Source organism: Massilia violaceinigra, assembly GCF_002752675.1.
Taxonomy (GTDB): domain Bacteria; phylum Pseudomonadota; class Gammaproteobacteria; order Burkholderiales; family Burkholderiaceae_D; genus Telluria_A; species Telluria_A violaceinigra.
This window is the reverse complement of record NZ_CP024608.1, coordinates 2701295-2723947: the sequence shown is the minus strand read 5'-3', so window position 1 is coordinate 2723947 and position 22653 is coordinate 2701295. Positions and strand designations below refer to the sequence as shown.

Here is a 22653-nt window from a genome sequence, read left to right as displayed (position 1 = left end):
CACTCAGGCGGGCGGCAAACGGGCGTGGTCCGGGCTGCAATACTCCCGGCCGTCGGCCTTGACCGCTTCCGACTCGGGGAAGTACACGTGGCAGTGGGCGCAGGCGATCATGGTTTCCGCCTCGCGCGCCGCCGGCCGATCCTGGCGCGGGCCGGCACCCTGCCCGGGCGGCGGCGCCATGCCGCGCAGCTTGCTGCGGATGGCCGCGATCACCAGCGCCACCAGCGCGATCCAGAACAGAATGCGTGTCATGCCAGCCCCCGGTGCAAAACGACTTCAAGAACGAAACGGCTGCCGACATAGGCCAGCACCAGGGTGGCGAAACCGGCCAGGGTGAAGCGCAGCGCGGTCTTGCCGCGCCAGCCGCGCCAGCGCCGTCCGGCCAGCAGCGCGGCGAACAGGAACCACGACAGCAAGGTGAAGACGCTCTTGTGATCCCACTTGAGCACGGTGCCGAACACCTGCTCCGAAAACACGATCCCCGACAGCACGGTCAGGCTGAGCAGCACGAAGCCGATCCAGATCAGGCGAAACAACAGTTTTTCCATGGTCAGCAGGGCCGGCAGCTGGTCGAGCGCCGTGGCCAGCCAGCCCGCTTGCGGATTGCGCGCATGCAGGCGCGTTTCCTGCAGCGCCATCAGGACCGCATGGAAGGCGGCGATGGTCAGCGTGCTGTAGGCCAGGATGGCCACCGAAATATGCCAGCCGAAGGCCGGGGCGCGCCCTTCGAGCTGCAGCACGCTGCCCGGAAACACGGCCGGCAGCAGCGCGGCGGCGGCGGCGCAGGGCATGACCAGGCGGCGCAGGCCGTCGAGCGCGAAATTGCGGTTTTCGATCCAGTAGGCCGCCACCGAGATCCACAGGGCGGCGGAAATCATCAGCGCGAAGCCGATCCGCACGCTGCCGGGCGCCATCATGTCGAGCCACAGGGCGGCGCCGTGCAGCAGCCAGGCTATGGCCGTGACGGCGGAAATGAGCGTGCCCCGGGCCGTGGGGAGAATGGCGCACACCGCGTACAGCAGCGCCGCTGCGATAAGTAAGTAAGTCTGCATGCTGCAAGTTTACACTATCGGCGCGTGCTGGCGGGGACGGCGTGAGGGCGCCGCCGCCAGCCCCGTCGGCTGCCCCCTGCCAGCCTATGCTAATCGACTGCCGCCATGCGCAGCTCGTCGTTGTGATGGCGCTGCTGCTCTTCCATGACCAGCTGCCCCAGCTCGCGCTTGAGCGCATTGAACTCGGGCGCGGCCGGGTCGCGCAGGCGCGGCAGGTCGACCGTGACGTCGCGCTTGACCGTGCCCGGACGGTAGGTCATCACCACGATGCGGTCGGCCAGGTAGATCGCTTCCTCGATGCTGTGGGTGACGAAAATGATGGTCTTGCCGGTGGCGGCCCAGATGCGCAGCAGCTCGTCCTGCAGGTTGCGCCGGGTCAGCGCGTCGAGCGCGCCGAACGGCTCGTCCATCAGCATGATGGGCGAGTCCAGCGCCAGCACGCGTGCAATCGCCACCCGCTGGCGCATGCCGCCCGACAAATCCTTGGGAAAGCGCTGGCGGAAGTCGCTCAGCGACAGCATCTCGAGCAGACGGGCGACGGTGGCGTTGATGGCGGCCTTGTCCACGCCCTTGATTTCCAGGCCGAAGGCGACGTTCTGCTCGACCGTCATCCAGGGAAACAGCGCGTACTCCTGGAACACCATGCCGCGGTCCGGCCCCGGCCCCGTCACCGGGTGTCCGCCGGTGCGGATGGTGCCGCGCGTGGGCAGCGCAAAGCCGGCCACGGCGTTGAGCAGGGTCGACTTGCCGCAGCCCGACGGTCCGAGCAGGCAGGTGAACTGCCCGGCCGGGATGTCCAGGTTGATATCCTTGAGCGCGACCAGCTCGCCCCCGGCGCTGCTGAATGTCTTGTCGACGCCTTCGATACGGATCGGTGATGCAGTCATGTCAGTTCTCCAGGCCGCGGTGCCAGCGCAGCAGGTAATTGTTCAGGCGGTTCATGCCGACGTCGATCGCCAGCCCCAGCATGCCGATGGTGATCATGCCGGCCATGATCTTGTCGGACCAAAAATACTCGCGCGCTTCCAGGATGCGAAAACCCAGGCCATTATTGACCGCGATCATTTCCGAGACAATCACGACAATAAAAGCGGTGCCGATCCCGATCCGCACGCCCGACAAAATATAGGGCACGGCGGCCGGCAGGATCACGCGCACGAACATGGTGCGCTGGCTGGCGCCCAGGTTGCGCGCCGCGCGCAGGTAAATGCCGTCCACCTGGCGCACCCCGGCGATGGTATTGATCAGCACCGGAAAGAAAGCCCCCAGCGCGATCAGGAACACGGCCGGCGGATTGCCCAGTCCGAACCACAGGATCGCCAGCGGAATGTAGGCGATCGGCGGAATCGGGCGCAGCAGCTGCACCAGGGGATTAAGCCAGGCGTACACGCGCGCGTTGGCGCCCATGGCCAGCCCGAGCGGCAGCGCCAGCCCGGCGCCGATGGCAAAACCGAGCAGCACCCGGACCATGCTGGTGAGCGAGTCGACCATCAGTTCGCCCGACACAGCCCAGGCCAGCCAGCTGCCGTCCGCGTGCGGCTGCAGCGGCAGCAGGTACTCGATCCATTTATGCAGCACCGCCAGCGGCGAGGGCAACACCTGGGGATTGACCAGGCCCTGCGCCGCCGCCAGCTGCCACAAGGCGATCACCACGGCCGGCACCACCAGGCCGATTCCCACTTCACGCAACTGTCTGCTGTTCATGCCACCTCCGGAAACGTTGTTTTCATACTGTTGACCCTGTCGGGTTGTCGAACGGGGGACCTGTTCACCTTACCCCCAGGCTTTTCTTGGCCGCGTCGAGCATATCGGTCCTGACCCAGTCCCTGGCCAGCGGCGGGCGCACCATGCGCCCCACGCCGGTCTTGACCATGGTGTCGGTGGTGATCTGGATATGCTCGGCCGTCACGTCCAGCGAATACGGCGAATTACTGATCGCATCCTCGAAGTCGTCCCTGGTGATCTGGCCCTTGTAGATCACTTCGCGCACGTATTTCTCGGCGATGGACGGATGGGCCATGAAGGTGCGGGTCGCTTCGACGAAGCAGCGCATGAACTTGTCGGCCAGTACCCGCTTGCCGTTGTAGAAGGCTTCGGTCATCACCATGGTGCGCACCGGCTCGCCGATCGGGGTGTCGTAGGGTTTCATCACCTCCATCCCGAACCCCCTGTTGATGGCCTGCGACGATTGCGGCTCGGACTGCATCATGGCGTCGATATTCCTGCCCATCAGCGCCTGGTTCAGGTCGGCGAACGGCAGGTAAATCACGTGCACATCCTTGCCGGGCGCGCTGTCGGCGCTCATGCCGAATTTTTTCAGCTGGGCCATCAGCAGCACTTCCTGGATGCCGCCGCGCGTCACCCCGACCTTCCTGCCTTTCAATTCCCGAATGCCCTTGATGCCGAGATCGGGCCGCGCCACCAGGCGCGCGCCGCCCTTGGCGAAACCGGCCACCACGAAGATCGGCGCCCCGCTGGCGCGGCCCGAAATGGCCGCCTCGGACGCGGTCGCGCCGACATCGAGCTCACCGGCGATGATCGCTTGCATCACATCGAGCCCCTTGGCGAAAATCTTTTCCTCGACCTTGATGCCGCACTTGGGCGCGATTTCCTTGATGTATGAAACTGCGCCGAAATGCGCGAATTTGAGGTTGCCAAGACGGATCACATCCTGGGCGTGGCTGTGGCTGGCGGCGAACAGCGCCGCCAGTACGATGGTCTTGCCGATGAACTTCCCTGTCATGCCTGTCTCCGTTGGATGGTGCAGAGTCGATGAGGTACCGCGCGGGTTGTCATGCATGCGAATAAGACGCAACCGGTCGCCGTTTGCCGGGCCGTTGCCACATTTATTCATGCTTGCCTCAGAGAAAGATAGCCCGGAGAGAAATCAATGTCTAACGACTGGCGCAAGCTTTGCGCTGATAAGATGACGCCCCCCCAGTGAAAGAAATCAATGAAACCCATTTTGCATAAGCGTGTCGGCGCACCGTTGTTTTTCATGATGTTCGGCCTGGCTGCGATAACGACGGCGCAGGCCGGCGAGCGCCGCTGCACCTTTTATGAAGACCCGTCGGCCGATGGCAACGTGTTCGAGCCGCCGCGCTGGCCGGGCAGCCTGACGCCCGGCATGTTCGCCCAGCCCGGCATCGTGCGCGCCGGGCGCGACGACTTCTACCAGTTCATCGCCTGGCGCGCGCTGGCCGGCATGCCGCTCGACGCCGCCGCCCAGGAGCGCCTGCGCCCTTTCGACCCCTGCTGGCTGAACGAAACGAGCGAGCGGGGCGGCCACAATCCGCATAACGAGCCCGCGCTCAAGCGCGCGCTGGAAGGATGGCAAACCGAACGCGCGCGCGCCGGCGGGCCCAAGCTCGCCGCGCTGGCCATCGCCGGCAAGGACGCGTCCGTACTGAACTGCCCGGCGGACGCGTTTCGCAACGCCACCCGCACCCTGGCTATCCGCCTGGCCAGCTACGGCAACGACGCCACGCTGCGCGACTGGATCGTGGGCCAGGATGCCGTGTTCGCCAACTGCGCCGCGCCCACCGCGATGCCGGCCGAGGCCCCGGCCGGCACGCCCCAGTGGCTGCGCATGGACCGCGCCTACCAGCAGGCCGCCGCCCACTTTTACCGCGGCGCCTACCCCGAGGCGGCCGCGCGCTTCGACGCCATTGCCCAGGACGCGGCATCGCCCTGGCACGTCACCGCGCCTTATCTGGCCGCGCGCGCCGACGTGCGCGCCGCCACCGCCGCCGGCTACGACACGGTCGATGCGGCGCTGATGGCGAGCGCCTTGAAGCGCCTGGAGCCGCTGGCCGATGCCGCCACCGACACGCCGCTGCGGGCCGACGCGCGCCGCCTGCGCCAGCTGGTCATGCTGCGCACCGCGCCGGCGCAGGTACTGGCCCGGCTCGACGCAGAACTGGGCAGCGCCGCGCCGTCCGCCACGATCGGACAGGACGTGCGCGACTACAGCTACGCCTGGCGCACCACCCCATCCGCCGAACGCGGTCAACTGGCGTATGGCGCCTGGCTGGCGGCAATGCGCAGCGCGCGCGCCGCCAACGCCTCCCCGGCCGAAGCGCTGCGCCAGTGGGAAACGACGCAGCAGTTGCCGTGGCTGGTGGCGGCGCTCACGCTCGCCACGCCGCAGGCGCCGGCGCCAGCGGCACTGCTGGCGGCGGCGCAAGAGCTCGAGCCCGCCTCGCCGGCCTACCTGACGGCGCGCTACCACCTGGCCCGGCTGGCCGCGAGCGACGCCGATGCCGTTGCCATCGTCGACGCGGTGCTGGCGCTGCGCCCGGCGCTTGGCGCGGACGACGCCAACGCCTTCAAGCGCATCGGCCTGGCCCGCGCGCGCACCCTGGCCGACGTCGGCCGCTTCATCGCGCGCAGCACCGTGCTGCCGGTGCGGGGAGAAGCGCCGGTCGCCGCCATGGACGTGGCCAGCTTCCTCAACACCGGCCTGCCGCTGGACATGCTGGTCACCCTGGCGCAGCAGAAAAACCTGCCGCCCAAGCTGCGCGCCGAGCTCGAAACGGTGGCCTGGACGCGCTCCCTGCCACTCAACCGTCCCGATGTGGCCACCCGCCTGGCGCCCGCCATCAAGGCGCGCTTTGCCGGTTCGGGCCCGCTGGTGGACCAGATGCTGGCCGAAACCAATCCGGCGCTGCGGCGCGGCATCAGCGCCATGCTGCTGGCGCGCTACCCGGGCATGGTCGGCAACGTCAGCCCGTACATCCGCTACGAGGCCGACGGCGCCATGTTCGCCTACCCGATCATGCGTGCCAGCAACAACCTCGAACGGTCGCGCGAGAACTGGTGGAGCGTGTTCGCCGGCGGCACCCCGACTTACGGCAAGCGCGTCGCGGCGCCGGCCATGCCGGCCTTTTTGGCGGCCGGCGCGGCGGCCACCTTGCGCGCCGAACGCGCTACTCTGGCGGCTTTGCCGAGCGGCACCGACTATCTGGCCGGCCTGGTCATGGAGCACGCCACGCGCGAGCCGCGCGATGCGCGCCTGCCGCAGGCACTGTCGATGCTGATCCGCGCCCACGGCGGTGACGCCAGGGGGCAATACACGGCCCCCATGTTCAAGCACCTGCACGCGCATTTCGCGCGCCACGAATGGGCCAAACGCACGCCGACCCATCGCTGAAGACCGCCATCCTGATGCACCGGCGAGGCATGGTGGCCGCAGCCAGCGCCCACCATGCCTTGCTGATACACAACATTACATCTTAATAAATATTTCCAGAATACACTCAATAAAACCAACCAGGAGTCAACAATGAATTCACGCTCGTTTCAGCTGCGCCGTATGACCCTCCAGATGGGCGCCGCGGCGTTCCTGACCGCCTGCGGCGGCGGCGATGGACCGGCGCCGACCCCGACCCCGACCCCGACGCCAACACCAACACCAACCCCAACACCAACGCCGACGCCCACACCAACCCCGACGCCGACGCCAACGCCGCCTCAGACCTACCCCGGCCCCGTGCTGCCGGCGGGACTGACCCTGATCGCCGGCGACACCGGCAGCATGGTCACGACGGACGGCACCGGCGTCGACGCCCGCTTCGGCTACATCCGCGATGCGCTGATCGACAGCAAGGGCACGGTGTACGTCAGCGAAACCAGGATCGACAACCGTGGCATCTTCGTGGGGACCGGCCCGACGATTCGTGCGTTCGGACGGGATGGCGTGGTTCGTACCGTATTGTCCGCCCCGGTGCCCGCCGACGAGGCACACGCGTCCCTCGATCCCACAGGCGCCGTCCTGTCCTTCGACCGCGACGAGCAGATACGGGCAAGAGTCGGGCTCACGACTTACCTGATCCGAAAAGACGGCAGCACGACCCAGGTGCCGACCGAGCTCAACCCTACCTATCCCGACCAGTCCTTCATCGTCGGCAACGCGGCCGGCGTGCGTTACCGCATCAACTATAGCAGCGAGGGAGGGGGTACCTCGATCGCGCGCATCGGCGCCGACGGCAGCCTGACTGCGTTGGCGGGGAGCACCGTGCGCTCTTCGGAGCCGCGCGACGGCCAGGGCGCCGCGGCCCGCTTCGCCGCCATCGGCACAGATGGCATGGTGGTCGACCCGGCCGGCAATCTGTATCTGATCGACGCGGCGACGATACGCCGGGTCACGCCGGGCGGCCTGGTGAGCACCTTGGCCGGCGTCGCCAATTCCACATTGCCGGCCCAGGATGGCAGCGGCAGTGGCGCGTACTTCGACGAACCCCGATCGATCGTCATGCATGACGGCCAGCTGCTGGTGCTCGACAAGACAGGGCTGCGCCACGTCAGCACCGACGGCGCGGTCACAAGCGTCGGCCCCAAGCTGACGGCCTCGCCGCGCCCGCTCTCCGTGACGGACACGCAGCGCCTGCTCTCCGACGGCCAGGGAAACGTGTACGCCATCCACCGAAACCATGTTTCCCTGATTGTGCCCGATGGCGGCGCGTCGCTGTTTGTCGGCAAGCCCGACCTGTCCAGGTTGCCGGTGGACGGCACCGGCGCCGCGGCCCGCCTGGTGCGCCCGAAGTTCATGACGGCCGACAGCGCGGGCAACCTGTTCGTCGTCGAACAGCAACACATCGGCTACCGCATGGTCGGCTATGAGCAGGCCGGGGTGTACCTGCGCAAGGTGGCGCCGGACGGCACCACGACCAGCACCGTGACGTACGGAGGTTATCCGAGCGGCATCGCGGCGGACAGGGCGGGGAATGTGTATGTCTCGACCTTGCATTACATCGCACAAGTCCATTCGGCGACCCCGGGTGGCGCGGTCATTCACAAGTTGGGCAGCGACGGCGTCTGGAGCGTGTTCGCCGGCGCCGACGGCGAACGCGGCAAGCAGGATGGCATCGGCGCCGCCGCCCGTTTCAATGCACCGACGATTCTCGGCTTCGACAATGCCGGCGATCTGTATGTACAGGACGAGGGCAATGGCTACCGCCGCATCAGCCCGGCCGGCGCCGTGACCACGGTTGCCGCCGTGCCGCTGGAAGTGGGCCGGGTCGGCGACGACGCCGGCAACCGCTACGTCGCCGACACCGAGCGCAGCACGATCTCGCGGATCAGCGCGGCAGGCGTGTCCAGTATCGTGGCGGGCATTCCGGATCGCGCCGCCACGGTACTCGGCCCACTGCCCGGCAGCATCGAACATCCGCGCGGACTGGTGCGGATCGGCATCAACAGCTACGCCTTCATCTCTGGCAGCGCCATCGTCAGGCTGGCGCTGCCGTAAACGGCGTATCGGCATCCATTCACCTGGCCGGCCTGGTCATGGCGCAATGCCGCGCGCGACCCCGCGGTGCGCGCCTGCGCCGCCATCCTGATGACGGACGAGGCATCGTGGCCGCGGCAAGCGCCCACGATGCTTTCCGGATACACAACGTTACATATTAATAAATGTTTTCGGAATACACTTGTTAAACCCAACCAGGAGTTAACAATGAATTCACGCTCGTTTCAGCTGCGCCGCATGACCCTCCAGATGGGCGCCGCGGCGTTCCTGACCGCCTGCGGCGGCGGCGATGGACCGGCTCCCACCCCGACACCAACGCCCACACCAACTCCGACGCCAACTCCGACGCCAACTCCGACGCCGGCCTACCCCGGCCCGGCGCTGCCGGCAGGCCTGACCCTGATCGCCGGCGACACCGGCAGCATGGTGCGCGCCGACGGGATCGGACAAGACGCCCGCTTCGAAGCCATCGCCGACGCCGAGATCGACAGCAAGGGCACCCTGTACGTCAGCGATCAAAAGCGCGACAACACCGGTGGCTACTATTTTTTCGGCTATGCGATCCGCAGCGTGGGACGCGATGGCACGGTGCGCACCGTGTACACCCACTCGTTCGACAACAATCCCGGCGCCACGCTCACCCCTGGCGACCCCAGGGTGTCGATCGATGCCCGCGACCAGGTGTTTTTCACCAACCTGAGCCAGACCTATTTGCTGGGCCAGGATGGCACGGCGACGCCGCTGCCCTTCGGCCAGGGCGGCGACCGCGTCGTCACCAGCGCCGCCGGCATCAGTTACCGCATCACCTACAGCACCATCTCGCGCATCGAGGCCGACGGCAGCGTCACCTTGCTCGCTGGTGCCGACATCACGATACCCCTGGCCAGCAGCAATCCCGCTTTCTTCGGTCAGGTCGACGGCCCAGGCCGCAGCGCCCGCTTCAAGTTCATCCGCCCCGAGACCGTCGTGCTCGACCCGGCCGGCAACCTGTACCTGGCCGACGCGTCGATGCTGCGCAAGGTCACGCCGCAAGGCGTGGTCAGCACCCTGGCCGGTGCCGACGATACCGCGTCCGCGCGCGACGGCACCGGCAGTGCCGCCCGCTTCACCGAGCCGACCGGCATGGCGTACAAGGGCGGCCAGCTGCTGGTGATCGACAACGGCGTGCTGCGCCGCGTTAGCCTGGCCGGCGTCGTCACCACCACCACGACCACGCTGCCGAACGCGCGCGTCCTGCGGGCGGACCGCGACGGCACCGTGTATGTGGTCTTCCCCGACCGCATCGCCACCCTGGGTGACGACGGCCAGGTAAGCTTGTTTGCCGGCAAGCCCAACCTGTCGGAAACCTCCGTGGACGGCATCGGCGCGGCCGCCCGCCTGCGCGGCCCGCAATGGCTGACGGCCGATCCGTCCGGCAACCTGTATGCCATCGAACGGCAAACGCTCGGCTACCGCAGTACCGGCCCGTATATCAACAGCGGCGTCAACTTGCGCAAGATCACGCCGGATGGCAGCGTCACCAGCCGCTTCCTCGCCGCCGGCCTGCCCAGCGGCATCGCGGCCGACAAGGCCGGCAATGTGTATGTCTCGACCCTATGGTACGACTCGGCCAACCCGGGCGCCACGCGGGCCGGACGCGCCATTCACAAGCTCGGCCCCGATGGCGCGTGGACCGTGTTTGCCGGCCTCGACGCCGGTCCGGATGAGAAAACCGACGGCACCGGCGCCGCCGCCAGGTTCAGCGCGCCGCGCATTCTCGGCTTCGACAAGGCCGGCGACCTGTACGTGGAAGATGCCGGCCCGGTGATCCGGCGCATCACGCCCGCCGCAGTGGTCACCACGGTCGCCAGCGCGCCCCCGGAAGTGGGCCAGGTGCTCGATGACGCAGGCAACCGCTACGCCGCGGACACGGCGCACAGCACGATCCAGAAAATTGTCCCAAGCGGCGTATCGAGCATCGTCGCCGGCACGCCGGACCGCGCGGCGACCGTGCTCGGCCCCCTGCCCGGCGGCGTCGAGCACCCGAAGGGCCTGGTGCGGATCGGCATCAACAGCTACGCGTTTATTTCAGGCAACGCCATCATCAGGCTGGCGCTGCCGTAATCGGGCGCGCGCGGTGTGAGGAGACCGGCCCGGCGCCGGTCTTTTTTCGTTGTGACTAGGGTAAAATGACGCCACAACCGGCACTCGCCGGCATCGCCCTATATATTAGTCAGGTCTGCCATGCTAGATAACTTAACCCAACGCCTTGCCAAGGTCGTCAAGACCATGCGCGGTGAGGCGCGTCTGACCGAATCGAATACCGCCGAGATGCTGCGCGAAGTGCGCCTGGCCCTGCTCGAAGCCGACGTGGCCCTGCCCGCCGTGCGCGAGTTCATCAGCCGCGTCAAGGAAAAAGCCCTCGGCGAAGAAGTCATGGCCTCGCTCAGCCCGGGCCAGGCCCTGGTCGGCGTGGTCCAGCGCGAGCTCGGCGCGCTGATGGGCGCGGACCTCGGTCCCGAAGCGTCGCAGCTGAGCTTTGCGCAGCAGCCGCCGGCGATCATCCTGATGGCCGGTCTGCAAGGTGTGGGCAAGACCACCACCGTCGGCAAGCTGGCCAAGTACCTCAAGGAAGAGAAAAAGAAGAAGGTCCTGACCGTCTCGGCCGACGTGTACCGTCCGGCCGCGATCGCCCAGCTCGAATCGGTGACCAAACAGGTCGGCGCCGACTTCTTCCCATCGGCCGCCACCGACAAGCCGGTCGACATCGCCCTGGCCGCGCTGGACTGGGCCCGCAAGCACTACCACGACGTCCTGATCATCGATACCGCCGGCCGCCTGGGTATCGACGAAGCGATGATGCAGGAAATCTCCGCCGTGCACGCGGCGGTCAACCCGATCGAAACGCTGTTCGTGGTCGACGCCATGCTGGGGCAGGATGCGATCAACACGGCCAAGGCCTTCAACGACGCGCTGCCGCTGACCGGCATCGTGCTCACCAAGCTCGACGGCGACTCGCGCGGCGGCGCGGCGCTGTCGGTGCGTCACATCACGGGCAAGCCGATCAAGTTTGCCGGCGTATCCGAAAAACTCGACGGCCTGGAAGCGTTCGACGCCCAGCGCATGGCCAACCGTATTCTGGGCATGGGCGACATCCTGGCGCTGGTGGAAGAAGCGCGCAAGGGCGTCGACAGCAAGGCCGCGGCCGACCTGGCCAACAAGATCAAGGTCGGCGGACGCTTCGACATGAACGACTTCAAGTCGCAGCTGGGGCAGATGAAGAAGATGGGCGGCATGTCGAGCCTGATCGACAAGCTGCCGGCGCAGTTCCAGCAGGCGGCGGGCGGCGCCAACATGGACCAGGCCGACAAGCAGGTGCGGCGCATGGTCGGCATCATCGATTCGATGACGCCGCAGGAACGCGCCAAGCCGGAACTGATCAAGGCCACGCGCAAGCGCCGCATCGCCGCCGGTGCCGGCGTGCAGGTGCAGGAAGTGAACCGCATGCTGGCCCAGTACGACCAGATGCAGGCCATGATGAAGAAATTCAAAGGTGGCGGCATGATGAAAATGATGCGCTCGATGAAGGGTATGATGCCGGGCGGGATGCGCTAAACGCGGCGTTTCCACATACGTTTCCTCCAGCCCCAGACCGTCAGACCGTCGTCCCCGCGCAGGCGGGGACCCAAGTTAGCGAATCAGCGTCGAACTTGGATCCCCGCCTGCGCGGGGATGACGGCAACAGCAAAATCGCCTTCCGGGCCTTAGTTCTGGCTTTTCCCTATGAAAACGCCGAAAAATTCTTGAAAAACACTTGCGTCATCGGTAAATCCCCACCAATATAAGCCGTGCGATGAATTGCGCAATTTCCCATGTGTTCGTTAAGGAGGCTTGAAGATGGCAACAGCCAAAAAAACCCCAGCAGCAGCGCCAGCAAAAAAGGCTGCCGCAGCTAAGCCAGCCGCAGCGGCAAAGCCGGCAGCAGCGAAGAAAGCCGCTCCAGCAAAAGCTGCGGCAGCACCAAAAGCAGCAGCCGCAAAAAAACCTGCAGCAGCCCCACGCAAGCCGAACGCCGCCTTCATGAAGGCGATGACTCCGTCCGCCGTCCTGGCAGCCGTGGTTGGCGCGACTCCGCTGCCACGCACCGAAGTCACCAAAAAAGTCTGGGATTACATCAAGAAGCTCGATCTGCAAGACGCGGCCAACCGCCGCATGATCAATGCCGACGACAAGCTCAAAGCAGTCTTCGGCGGCAAAGCACAGGTATCGATGTTTGAAATGACCAAACTCATTTCCGACCATCTGAAATAAAAAACAGATTGCTCGTCCAAGCCTGATTACAAAAAGCCCCGGTTTCACAACCGGGGCTTTTTGTTTTTCCAGCTCGTGCAATGAAGCGGGCGCCGGACACACTGTCCGGCGCCCGTAACGCTATGCCAGACGCGGCGTCAGATCCTGCAAGGCGCTACCGGCCTGCAAGTTCTGGACTGCCGCGCCGAACGGCGCCGCCGCCAGCAAGGCGTCCGCCGGCGCCAGCGACAAGGCCGACAGATTGCCATTCCTGGCGTACTGGTAAGCCAGGTCGCCGCCGATGGCCGCGGTATCGCTGCCGCCCAGGTGGAAGCCCAGCAGCGAGGACGACAAGGCCCAGCTGGTCAAGGCCGGATTGGCGGTGCGCGCCTGATCGAAGGCCGTTGCCAGCCCATCGAAATTGAAGCGCTCGACCTTCTTGTTGTTGATCGCGCTGGCCGATGCCGCGTTGTAGTCGCTGCCGCCTTCGATCACCACTTGCAGATTGGCCACGCTGCGGTTGTTGGCGCTGAGGTACCAATCCTTGAAGGTCAGCTGCTCGCTGGCCCCGGTCACCAGCACCAGATCGTTGCCGGTCTTCTTGAACAGCAAGTCCGCATACGTGACGCCCTTGCCCAGCGACACCGTGTTGTCCTTGCCGATGCTGGCCGCGACCGTATCCTGGCCATCGCCTCGGTTAAACGCAATGATGTCGGCGCCGGTCGACGTGACGATGCTGTCGTTGCCCGTGCCGCCGATGAACAGCTCGTTGCCGCTGCCACCGGTCAGGGTATCGATGCCCGCGCCGCCATCGAAGACGTTCTTCCCGGCCGTATCGTTCAAGGTATCGGCGCCCGCCCCGCCCTGCAGGATATCGTTGCCATCGGCGCCAGCGAGCACATTGTTGGCGCCATTTCCGATGAGCAGGTTGTCGAGCAGGTTGCCGCTGCCATTGATGAGCAGGGTGCCGGTCAAGGTCAGCGCTTCGACGTTGGCGCCCAGCGTATGGGTCACGCCGGAGAGCACCTGGTCGACGCCTTCGGCCGCGTTCTCGGCCACCGTGTCGGCACTGTTGTCGAGTACGTACACATCATTGCCCTGGCCGCCGGTCAGCTTGTCCGCCCCCGCGCCACCGTCGAGCCGGTCGTTGCCGGCCGCGCCATTGAGGGTGTCGTTGCCGCCCATGCCACTGACGGTGTCGTTACCGGCGCCGCCGTTGAGAAGGTCCGCATTGGCCGTGCCGTTCAATACCAGGTCGGCCACGCCGACCACCACGTCGAAGACATCCGAGACAGCCAGACTGCCGCTGTCGGTGGCCGTCACGCGCACGCTGGTGGTGCCGGTGGCCGTCGGCGTGCCGCCGAAGGCGCGCGTGGCCGGGTTGAACGTCAGCCAGGCCGGCAAAGGCGCGCCATCGGCCAGCGTCGCCTTGTAGCTGAGTTTGTCACCCGTGTCCGGATCGGTGAAGGCCGCCGCCGCCACCGTGTAGGCGAACGGGGTACCCGGCGCCGCTTTCTGGTCGGGCAGCGCCGTGGCCAGCACCGGCGCGCGGTTGGCCGCGCCAACCACCAGGTTGACGCCTTGCCCGGCGCCGTTGCCGCCACTGTCGGTGCCCCACAGCTGGAACTGGAGCGTGCCGATATTGCCGGCCGCCGGGGTGCCCGACAACACCCGCGTGACCGGGTCGAACGTCAGCCAGGCCGGCAGCGCCGCGCCGCCCGCCATCTTGACGCTGTAGGTGACCGTATCCCACACATCCGGGTCGGTCACGGTATCGACCGGCACCGTGTAGCTGAACAGGGTATTGGCCTTCGCTTGCAGGGTCGGCAGATAGCTTTTGACCGTCGGCGGGCTGTTGTGGTTGGCGCGATCGATCACCGTCTGCAATTTGGCCTGGTCCCACACCGCGCCGCTGGCGAACTCGACCCTGTCGATCTTGCCGTCCGTTGCCGCCCCTTCCTCCGTCTGGCCGCCGGCAAAATAATCCATGAACGCGATCTGGTCGGTCCCGCCCTTGAGCATCAGGAACACATCATCGCCCTGCTGCATTGCCGATACGTCGATCTCGGCGATGCCGGCGCCGAAGCGCAGGATGTCGATGGCGCCGGCGATATCGCTATTCTTGATGGTATCCTTGCCGTCGCCCTTCTCGAAGACATACACATCGTCGCCGGCGCCGCCCTCGATGTAATCGCTACCCTTGGCGCCGGTCAGCACATTGTTGCCCGCGTTGCCCCACAGGCCATTGGCGAGCGCGTTGCCGGTGGCATAGAGTGCCTCGTCGCCGTTCAGTGCCAGGCGCTCGAGGTGCTCGCCCAGGGTCCAGCTGACATTGGCGCGCACGAAGTCGTCGCCCTGGCCGGCAGCTTCCTCGATGCGGTCGCCCGCGTCGTCGATTTCGTAGTAATCGTCGCCGCCGCCGCCGATCATCAAGTCCAGCCCTTCGCGCCCGAACATGGCATCCTTGCCCAGGCCGCCGATCAGGGTATCGTTGCCTTCCAGTCCCAGCAGGTTGTTGTCGGCGTCGTTGCCGGTGATGAGGTTATCGAGTTCATTGCCGTTGCCGCGCACGGCCTCGCCCACCAGCGTGAGGTTGTCGACGCCGTTGGCGAGGATATACGTGGTGTCGTAGCTGCGGATGATGGTGTCGCGGCCCTCGTCGGCCATTTCGTTGACCTGGTCGCTTTCGCTGTCGGTCAGGTAGGTATCGTCGCCCAGTCCCCCGCTCAGGATATCGGTGCCGGCGCCGCCGTCGAGCCGGTTATTGCCCTCGTTGCCGGTCAAGGTGTTGTCGGCATCGTTGCCGCTGCCGTCGGCATCGGCGCTGCCAGTCAACAGCAAGCCTTCGAGTTCGGCGCCCAGGGTGTAGGTCAAGCCCGTTGCGACGGTATCGAAGCCGGCGCCGCCGGCCTCGACGATCTGGTCGTCCAGGGTATCGACCACGTAATCGTCGTTGCCTTCGCCGCCGGCGAGCGTGTCGGCGCCGGCGCCGCCATCGAGGGTGTCGTCGCCCTGGCCGCCATGGAGCGTGTCGGCGCCGCCACCGCCGCCGAGGCGGTTGGCGTGGCTGTTGCCGGTGAGCTCGTTGGGCAGCGCATTGCCGCTGCCGTCGATGGCGCCGGTGTCTTCCAGCACCAGCGTCTCGACATGGTCCGGCAGCGCATACGTGGCGCCGGCCCGCACCGTGTCTTGGCCCTGGGCCGCGCTCTCGACCACCAGGTCGGTACTGGCGTCGACGATGAAGACATCGTTGCCCAAACCCCCAATCAGCACATCGTTGCCGGCTCCACCGTCGAGCCAGTCGTCGCCGGCGCCGCCGTCGAGGCCGTTGACCGAAGCGTTGCCGAGCAGGCGGTTGGCAAGCGCGTTGCCGATGCCGTCGGCCGCGCCGGCGAGCGCGTCGAGCTCCAGGTTCTCGACGTTCGCCGACAGGGTCGTGCTGGTCGAGGCACGCACCGTGTCGTTGCCCTCGCCGGGCAGTTCGACAACGATATCGGCCGCGCTTTGCACCAGGTACAGGTCGTCGCCGGTGCCGCCACTGGCGCTGTCGTCGCCGAGGCCGCCGTCGAGCGTGTCGTTGCCGGTGTCGCCAGCGAGCGTATCGGCGCCGTCGCCGCCATCGATGCGGTCGTCGCCGCCGGCGCCATGGATGTTGTCGGCCTTGCCGTAGCCGGCAAGGAAGTCATTGCCCTTGGTCGGCAGCAACGCCTGCTCCAGGATCGCAGCCAGGTTCCAGCGGGTGCCGTCGTGGAACTCGATCTGCTCGATCCGGCGTCCGGTGCCGGCCTCTTTCTCGAAAAATCCCGCAACGCGCAGGCTGTCGCCGCTGCCTTTCAACTGCAGCAGCAAATCGTCATTGGCGCGGGCGATGCGCACCGCGTCCGGGGTGACCCCGGCGCCCAAGCGGATTGCATCGGTCTTGCCCGGCGTGTCATCGGATTCGTTGATCAAATCCTGGCCGCCGCCGGCACCGAACACGAACACGTCGCTGCCCGCGCCGCCGGTCAGGCTATCGTTGCCGGCGCCGCCGTCGAGCGTGTCATCGCCCTCGCTGCCGAGCAGCCGGTCGTCGCCGCTGCCGCCGTCGAGCGCATCGGCGCCGCCATTGCCGGTCAAGGTGTCGTTGCCGCCGAAGCCAGCGAGCTGGTCGGACAACTCATAGCCCGCCAGGAAATCGTTGTTGCCGCCGCCCAGCAGCACGCGGCGCTTGACCTCGGCCACATCCCATACCTCGCCGGCGGCAAATTCAATGCGCTCGACCTGGTAGCGCTGATCGTAAAAATAATCTTCGAGCGTTACCGTGTCGCCGCCGGCGACGCTGAGCACCAGCGCATTGCCGGCCCGCCTGGCGCTGGTGTTGGCCACCGTCGCATGGGCGCCGAAGCGCAGCACATCGACCTCGCCCGGCTTGCCTTCCAGATCGCGCAGCACATCCTGGCCATCGCCGCCTGCGAACTGGTACAGATCGGCGCCGCCCTGACCTTCGAGAAGATCGGCGCCCGCGCCGCCGAGCAAGACATCGTCGCCGGTGCCACCCGCCAGGCTATCGTTGCCGGCGCCGCCGTTCAGGCTATCGCGCCCTGCGCCGCCCAGCAAGGTATCGTTGCCGCCGGCGCCGCCGATGCCGTCGTCGCCGGGGAAACCGGCCAGCAGGTCGGCTTGCTCGGTCGGCGCCAGCACCCGCTGCTTGAGCTCGGCCACGTCCCACACGGCGCCGTCGCTGAATTCGATCCGTTCGAGCTGGGTGACCAACTGCGTGTCGTAGGAAAAGAAACCGCTGACCGTGACACTGTCGCCGCTGCCGAAATCGAGCACCAGATCGTTGCCGACGTGGCGCGCGAGGGTCGCCGACGCGCTGATGCCGGTGCCCAGGCGCAGCACGTCGACCATGCTGTCGGCCCCCCAGCCGTTATTGTCGGTGATGGTATCGCGCCCGTCGCCGCGCTTGAAGAGATACACGTCGCTGCCGATGCTGCCGTCGAGCACATCGTCGCCGCGGCCGCCTTCGAGGGTATCGTCGCCGGCGTAGCCGAAGATGGTGTCGTTGCCAGCCAGGCCGGCGATAGTGTCGTTCACCTCGTAGCCATACATCGCGTCGGCCTGTTCGGTGGCAATGCCGATCATGGTCTTGATCTTGGCCACCGACCACACGGTCTGATCGGCGAAAACGATCTGGTCGATCTCATTGCCCCCGGCCCCATCGCGGTAAAAGTAATCCTTGATCGTCACTTGATCGTCGCCGCCGAAGGACAGCACCAGGCTGGCGGCATCGCGCCGCACCGCGGTGCCGGCCGGCGTCAGGCCGGCGCCCAGGCGCAGCGTGACCAGCTTGCCTTCGGCACGCTCGTAAGTGTGGATCACGTCGTCGCCGTCGCCGCGGTTGAACAGGAACACGTCATTGCCGCCGCCGCCTTCAAGCAGGTCATAGCCGGTCCCGCCGTGCAAGGTATCGTGGCCGCCCAGGCCGGCGAGCGTATCGTTGCCGGCCAGCCCGTTCAGGATATCGTTGCTGGCGCCATAGCCGTACAGCGCCTCGCCGTCGGCGGTCGGCACCAGCACCATGGCCTTGATCCTGGCGATATCCCACAGCGTGCCATCAGGGAATTCAATGCGTTCGATTTGCAAATAGCCCAAGGCATCGTTATGGAAATACTGGCGTACGGTGACCGATTCCGCGTCGCCAAAACGCAGCACCAGATCGCTGCCCTCCCGGCGCACCCGGGTGGCGTCCGGCACGAAACCGGCGCCCAGGCGCAAGGTGTCGATGGCCTGGTCGCCGTTGTCGTAGTCATGAATGATTTCATGGCCATCGCCTCGTTCGTACACATACACATCGGCGCCCGCCCCGCCTTCGAGCAAATCGTCGCCGACGCCGCCGTGCAGCAAGTCGCTGCCGCCCAGGCCGATCAAGGTATCGTCGCCGGCCGCGCCATCGATCCAGTCGGCGCGCGCAGCTGCCCCCTGCAGTACATTATTGCCGCGGTTGCCCAGGAGCATGCCAGCATCGAGCGCATAGCCCACCGGGGTCGGATACGGCAATTGCGCGCCGATCGCGCGCAGACGGTCCAGTTCGAGCGGCACGCCGTCCGCTTTCAGGCGCGCCAGCAGGCGCGCCATCGCCACGGTGTCGTCATAGCTGGTGCTTTGCCCGAGTTTCGCCGCCAGACTGTTGTTCAGGCGTGCCGGATCGAAGGCGTCGAAGCGGTCCTGGTCGACCGAGTAGAACACGCCGTCGAGCCAGCCCTTGTCGAACGCCTGGGTGGATAGGCTGAGCGCCACGCGGTCGGCGATGAAGCCGAACCGTTCGGCGATATAGCCTTGCTCGAAACTGACGCCGAACGAATAGAAGGCACGGCTTTCGATCAGCTTCTTGCTGATATCGACGCCCGCCAGCGATTCGAGTATCCACACCTTGTCCATTGTGCTCAATTCGCCGCTGCGCACCCGCCCATGGCTGGCATAAGCCGCGTCCAGGCCGGTCCACTTGGCCATGAACTGGTCGATGTCATCGACGACGGCGGCCTTGCCCCGTCCGATCAGCCCGCTGACATAGGCGCGCAGTTCCAGGTTGTCCTGGAGCGCGTACGACAGGTCGCGCACGCTGCCGAAGCCGCGCAGGCGCGGCAGCATCGCCACCTCGCCGTCGAGTTCGAGCTGCTCGTCCAGATGGCGGGCCGGATTCGAATCGGTCAGCGCAAAGTTGACGGCCAGCTCGATATCGGCCACCAGCCGGGTCTGGCCATCCTGCACGAATGCGCCCTCGGCGATGATGCGGTTGTCGTTGCTGGCAATCGTCACCTTGGTCGACTGCGTGCCAATCGAAGTGATGCCCAGCTGGTCGAGCGTTTTCAGCTCGCCCGCCTGCGAAATGCCATCCTGGTTGGCGTCCTGCCAGACCAGCAGTTCGCTGAACTTGGCGTCGCGGCGGTCGATCACGCCATCGAGGTTGCCGTCGAAACGACGCTTCAGGCTGCTGAAGCCATCTTCCTGGGCATTGCCGAACAGCTCGGACAGATTGTCGACGAAGCGGTTCTTGTTCTCGTCCGACACCAGGATGCCGTCGGCGGGACTGATCCAGCCGGTGCGCTCGGCGATCGCGTCGCCATTGAAGTCGAAGTACACGCTCGACTGGTCGGAACCGACCGAATTGATGATGCCATCGTGGTTCAGGTCCAGCACCAGCGGGTCGATGCGGGCGCGCGTGCGGTTCGGATCGAACGGCGGCTTGGTCGGCACTTCCTTCTCGGCTTCCGACAGATGGATCTCGAGCTGGCCGTTGGACCAGTTTTCGATGGTCAGCGCACCCTCGGGGCCATTGATCAGCAGGGTCGAGCCCTCGACGGTGTAGGAAACCTTTTTATCCCACGAGAAGTAGACCGTCTCGCCCTTCTTGCGCCATGCGCCATCGATATAGCGGCGCACGAAGCGCACCGTACCCTGGCCATCGCTGTCGCGGATGGTGTCGCCCCCTGCCGTCTGGTAAAAGTCGAAGCCGGCGCCGCCTTCGAGCGTGTCCGAACCCTGGGTGTCCCACTTGTCGGTGGCGCCCTTGAGCACATCGTTGCCGATGCCGCCTTGCAGGGAATCGTTGTCGGCCTGGCCGTCGAGGGTATCGTTGCCGTCGCCCCCGATCAGGGTATCCTTGCCCTTGCCGCCCAACAGCTTGTCGTTATCGCCGCCGCCGTCGAGCGTGTCGGCGCCGATGCCGCCGTCGAGCGTGTCGTTGGCTTCGCCGCCGGAAAGGTTGTCGTCGCCGCTGCCGCCTTCCATGTAATCCTTGCCCTTGCCGCCCGTCAACACGTCCTTGCCGCCCATGCCGTACAAGTGATCCTCGCCCTCGCTGTAGCCGGGCGCATCGCCCGCGGCGGCGCCGAAGATGGTCTTGTGATCGAGAGGGGAAGGGGTGAGGCGGCGGTCGGTTTTCAGGTCGAGGAACAGGCGGTCGCCGGCCGGCCTGTCGGCACTGTCGGTCTTGTTATCGGCGAGCACGGCCACCAGCATCGCCGCCCGGTCTTTCAGGTAATTCTCGGTCAGCTGGCCGTCGCCGGTCTCTTCGTTGAAAACGTCGAGTTCGCCGTCGTTATTGAATGGCGCATAGTTGGCGCCCACCACGGCGAACGGCAGCATTTCGCGCAGCGCGTAACGGATCGCGACGGCTTCACCGCTGGAACCGGGCACATTGGCACGCGCAGCGATGGCCTCGCTGCCCAGACCGACCAGATTGACCAGTTTCAGCGAGCCGTTGAGCTTGGCGCGCACTTCATTGACCGCCTTTTGCAAAGCCGCGTTGTTGCTGTACTCGAGGTCGGGCGGCGTGGGCGCCACTTCGGCTCCGGCCAGGATGGTGCGCAAGCTGTCCACCACTTTTTCCAGCGATTCGAGCGGCTTGTGCGAGGCCGCGTCGAGGATGCCGCGGGCGTCGACCAGGGTCAGCGCCGGGTCGATCCGCTCCAGCAATTCGGCCACGCTGAGCGCCTGGTTCAGCAAGTCGAGACTGTGATTCGATATTTTCTGGTTTTCGATAAAGACCGGCACTTGCTGCCCGAGGGCCTTGGTGAAGACACCCCCGGCACCGGAAATGATCTCGACGCCGGCGTCGCCGTATACATGGGTGAGTTTTGCGCCCACGGCGGACGGCGCATTTCCATTGAGCATGATATACGGCACGCTGATGCCGGGCGCTTCGAAAATGATGCCCTTGCCGACGTTCTCGATATGGCTGGCGGTAAACGCCGTCGCCAGGTGGCCGCCGAGCGAATCGCCGGTGACGTCGAAGATGGTGCCGGCGGGCAGTTTGGCACCGTCGGCGGCGAACAGTTTTTTATAAAAGTCCTCGAGCGCGGCGATCTGCAAGCCGGCCAGGCCGGTCTGGAAGATGAAGGCATCGGCGGCGATATCGCGCGCATCGCCCGAGGTCGCGCTGGCCAGCTCGGTGCCGCGGAAGGCGATCACCAGCTTGCCGGTATCCTTGGCCCGGAACACCGAGGCGGCGAAGCCCGTGTCATCCGAATAATGGTAGACCAGGGAATAATGGGCCGTCACTTCTTTGGCGTGCTCGTCGCTTGCAAACTGGAAGACGATATGGTTGCTGCTGCTTTGCAGATCTGCCTCGGACATGCTCGATCCCGCGAATTCGGTATAGGCGGCGCGGGCCAGCATGGAAAGCCGATAGGTCTCTTGGATATTCACTGTCTACCTTTACTGGTTAAAATAGCTTCGATAAGTCCCTGGGCGCCGGAAGCGAGCCGGCTGCCGCAAAAGTCGTAGGGTGTGTTGCTGTCGTAAGGTGCCGGCGCATCGGGAAACGCAGCCCGGCTGCGCCATCCGCCGGCGTACGCGTACGTCACCGCGCGCCCCACCAGAGCGCCTGTGGCGCGCTCGCTCATGGTCCAGCGCATGGCGCACAGGCGCAACGTGGCCGCCGGTACGCTGCACGGTTCCATGCGGTGCTCGAGCAGATACGTGCTGGTGAGGGCATCGATGCGGTAGGCGCGAAAGCAGGCGCGCGGCAGCGGCAAGGCGGGGCCGGGCGCAGCGCTGCACAGATTGTCGACCCGGTAATAACCCGGCGCGGCCGGCTGGCCGTCGAGCGTCAGGCGCCGCGGCGCATTGCGTCCGCTGAAGGGCCCGCCATCGACAGCGGCCGCGACGCTTGCCGAATCGAATTGAAACTCCACATAGGCCAGATGCTTGCCCACATGGTTGGCGGTATAGGTGGCGGCGATATCGGCAATGTCGCCGCTGCCGCCGATGCCGACCGGGTGCACGGCCAGACTGTCGAGCCGGTCGATATGCCGGGCAATGTGGTCGCCGCCATCGGCGCGGCAGGCTGGCCTGAAATAGCGCCACTCGCCGTACAAGCGGTCGATATTCACCAGCCAGAAAGCGGCAAAAGGCGCGCCCAGCATGCCCGCCGCGGCCAGCGTGCGCGCCAGCGCCCCCGCACGCCCGCGCGCGGCGCGCCGGATGGCGAACCACAGGACGAGCGTGACGGCGCCGTAGCAAAGCAAGCCGATCAGCGGATCATGGCCAAAAAATGGCTTCATGCCCGGCGCCCGGACGCGCGCGGCAAGGATGCCTGGC

General features: G+C 66.2%; 12 protein-coding genes. 5 read left to right on the top strand and 7 right to left on the bottom strand.

From position 1 onward, the window contains the following. Positions 1-3 precede the first annotated feature (3 nt). The 5 genes from CR152_RS12405 to CR152_RS12385 form a co-directional block, all read right to left on the bottom strand. Complete coding sequence (locus CR152_RS12405) at positions 4-252, bottom strand: PP0621 family protein (protein WP_099875183.1); 249 nt, start codon at positions 250-252, stop codon at positions 4-6. Continuing rightward, a complete protein-coding gene (locus CR152_RS12400) occupies positions 249-1052 on the bottom strand; it encodes a cytochrome C assembly family protein (RefSeq protein ID WP_099875182.1) in 804 nt (267 codons plus the stop codon). The genes CR152_RS12405 and CR152_RS12400 overlap by 4 nt, the downstream gene beginning before the upstream one ends. Positions 1053-1141: 89 nt before the next feature. Next, the gene (locus CR152_RS12395; RefSeq protein ID WP_099875181.1) at positions 1142-1939 is read right to left on the bottom strand and encodes an ABC transporter ATP-binding protein; all 798 of its coding nucleotides are present in this window, start codon (positions 1937-1939) and stop codon (positions 1142-1144) included. Between the two features lies 1 nt (position 1940). Continuing rightward, a complete protein-coding gene (locus CR152_RS12390) occupies positions 1941-2756 on the bottom strand; it encodes an ABC transporter permease (RefSeq protein WP_099875180.1) in 816 nt (271 codons plus the stop codon). 64 nt (positions 2757-2820) lie between these two features. After that, positions 2821-3795 carry an ABC transporter substrate-binding protein gene (locus CR152_RS12385; protein ID WP_099875179.1) on the bottom strand — a complete coding sequence of 325 codons (975 nt, stop codon included), beginning with the start codon at positions 3793-3795 and terminating at the stop codon, positions 2821-2823. Positions 3796-4005: 210 nt separating this feature from the next. Between CR152_RS12385 and CR152_RS12380 the strand changes: the two genes are divergently transcribed. From CR152_RS12380 to CR152_RS12360, 5 genes are all read left to right on the top strand, one after another. Beyond that, positions 4006-6204: a tetratricopeptide repeat protein gene (locus tag CR152_RS12380; protein WP_157778457.1), complete on the top strand. Its 2199-nt coding sequence runs from the start codon at positions 4006-4008 to the stop codon at positions 6202-6204. Between the two features lie 132 nt (positions 6205-6336). Continuing rightward, the gene (locus CR152_RS33640; protein WP_167399849.1) at positions 6337-8301 is read left to right on the top strand and encodes an NHL repeat-containing protein; all 1965 of its coding nucleotides are present in this window, start codon (positions 6337-6339) and stop codon (positions 8299-8301) included. Positions 8302-8508: 207 nt separating this feature from the next. Beyond that, positions 8509-10404, top strand: a complete 1896-nt coding sequence (locus tag CR152_RS33635) for an NHL repeat-containing protein (protein WP_167399848.1) — start codon at positions 8509-8511, stop codon at positions 10402-10404. 120 nt (positions 10405-10524) lie between these two features. After that, complete coding sequence (ffh, locus tag CR152_RS12365; protein WP_054268437.1) at positions 10525-11895, top strand: signal recognition particle protein; 1371 nt, start codon at positions 10525-10527, stop codon at positions 11893-11895. 282 nt (positions 11896-12177) lie between these two features. Then, a complete protein-coding gene (locus CR152_RS12360) occupies positions 12178-12591 on the top strand; it encodes an SWIB/MDM2 domain-containing protein (RefSeq protein ID WP_099875175.1) in 414 nt (137 codons plus the stop codon). A gap of 120 nt (positions 12592-12711) precedes the next feature. On the opposite strand, the gene CR152_RS12355 is transcribed toward CR152_RS12360, so the two are convergent. Further along, positions 12712-21759 (bottom strand): calcium-binding protein, encoded by a 9048-nt coding sequence (locus CR152_RS12355; protein WP_157778456.1) that lies wholly within the window; start codon positions 21757-21759, stop codon positions 12712-12714. Then, positions 21756-22616 carry a hypothetical protein gene (locus tag CR152_RS12350; protein WP_099875173.1) on the bottom strand — a complete coding sequence of 287 codons (861 nt, stop codon included), beginning with the start codon at positions 22614-22616 and terminating at the stop codon, positions 21756-21758. The genes CR152_RS12355 and CR152_RS12350 overlap by 4 nt, the downstream gene beginning before the upstream one ends. Between the last annotated feature and the right edge of the window lie 37 nt (positions 22617-22653).

Excerpts from the sequence above, each read along its gene's own strand:
- CR152_RS12405 (WP_099875183.1), bottom strand. The coding sequence starts at position 252 with ATGACACGCATTCTGTTCTGGATCGCGCTGGTGGCGCTGGTGATCGCG.
- CR152_RS12400 (WP_099875182.1), bottom strand. The coding sequence starts at position 1,052 with ATGCAGACTTACTTACTTATCGCAGCGGCGCTGCTGTACGCGGTGTGC.
- CR152_RS12395 (WP_099875181.1), bottom strand. The coding sequence starts at position 1,939 with ATGACTGCATCACCGATCCGTATCGAAGGCGTCGACAAGACATTCAGC.
- CR152_RS12390 (WP_099875180.1), bottom strand. The coding sequence starts at position 2,756 with ATGAACAGCAGACAGTTGCGTGAAGTGGGAATCGGCCTGGTGGTGCCG.
- CR152_RS12385 (WP_099875179.1), bottom strand. The coding sequence starts at position 3,795 with ATGACAGGGAAGTTCATCGGCAAGACCATCGTACTGGCGGCGCTGTTC.
- CR152_RS12380 (WP_157778457.1), top strand. The coding sequence starts at position 4,006 with ATGAAACCCATTTTGCATAAGCGTGTCGGCGCACCGTTGTTTTTCATG.
- CR152_RS33640 (WP_167399849.1), top strand. The coding sequence starts at position 6,337 with ATGAATTCACGCTCGTTTCAGCTGCGCCGTATGACCCTCCAGATGGGC.
- CR152_RS33635 (WP_167399848.1), top strand. The coding sequence starts at position 8,509 with ATGAATTCACGCTCGTTTCAGCTGCGCCGCATGACCCTCCAGATGGGC.
- ffh (WP_054268437.1), top strand. The coding sequence starts at position 10,525 with ATGCTAGATAACTTAACCCAACGCCTTGCCAAGGTCGTCAAGACCATG.
- CR152_RS12360 (WP_099875175.1), top strand. The coding sequence starts at position 12,178 with ATGGCAACAGCCAAAAAAACCCCAGCAGCAGCGCCAGCAAAAAAGGCT.
- CR152_RS12350 (WP_099875173.1), bottom strand. The coding sequence starts at position 22,616 with ATGAAGCCATTTTTTGGCCATGATCCGCTGATCGGCTTGCTTTGCTAC.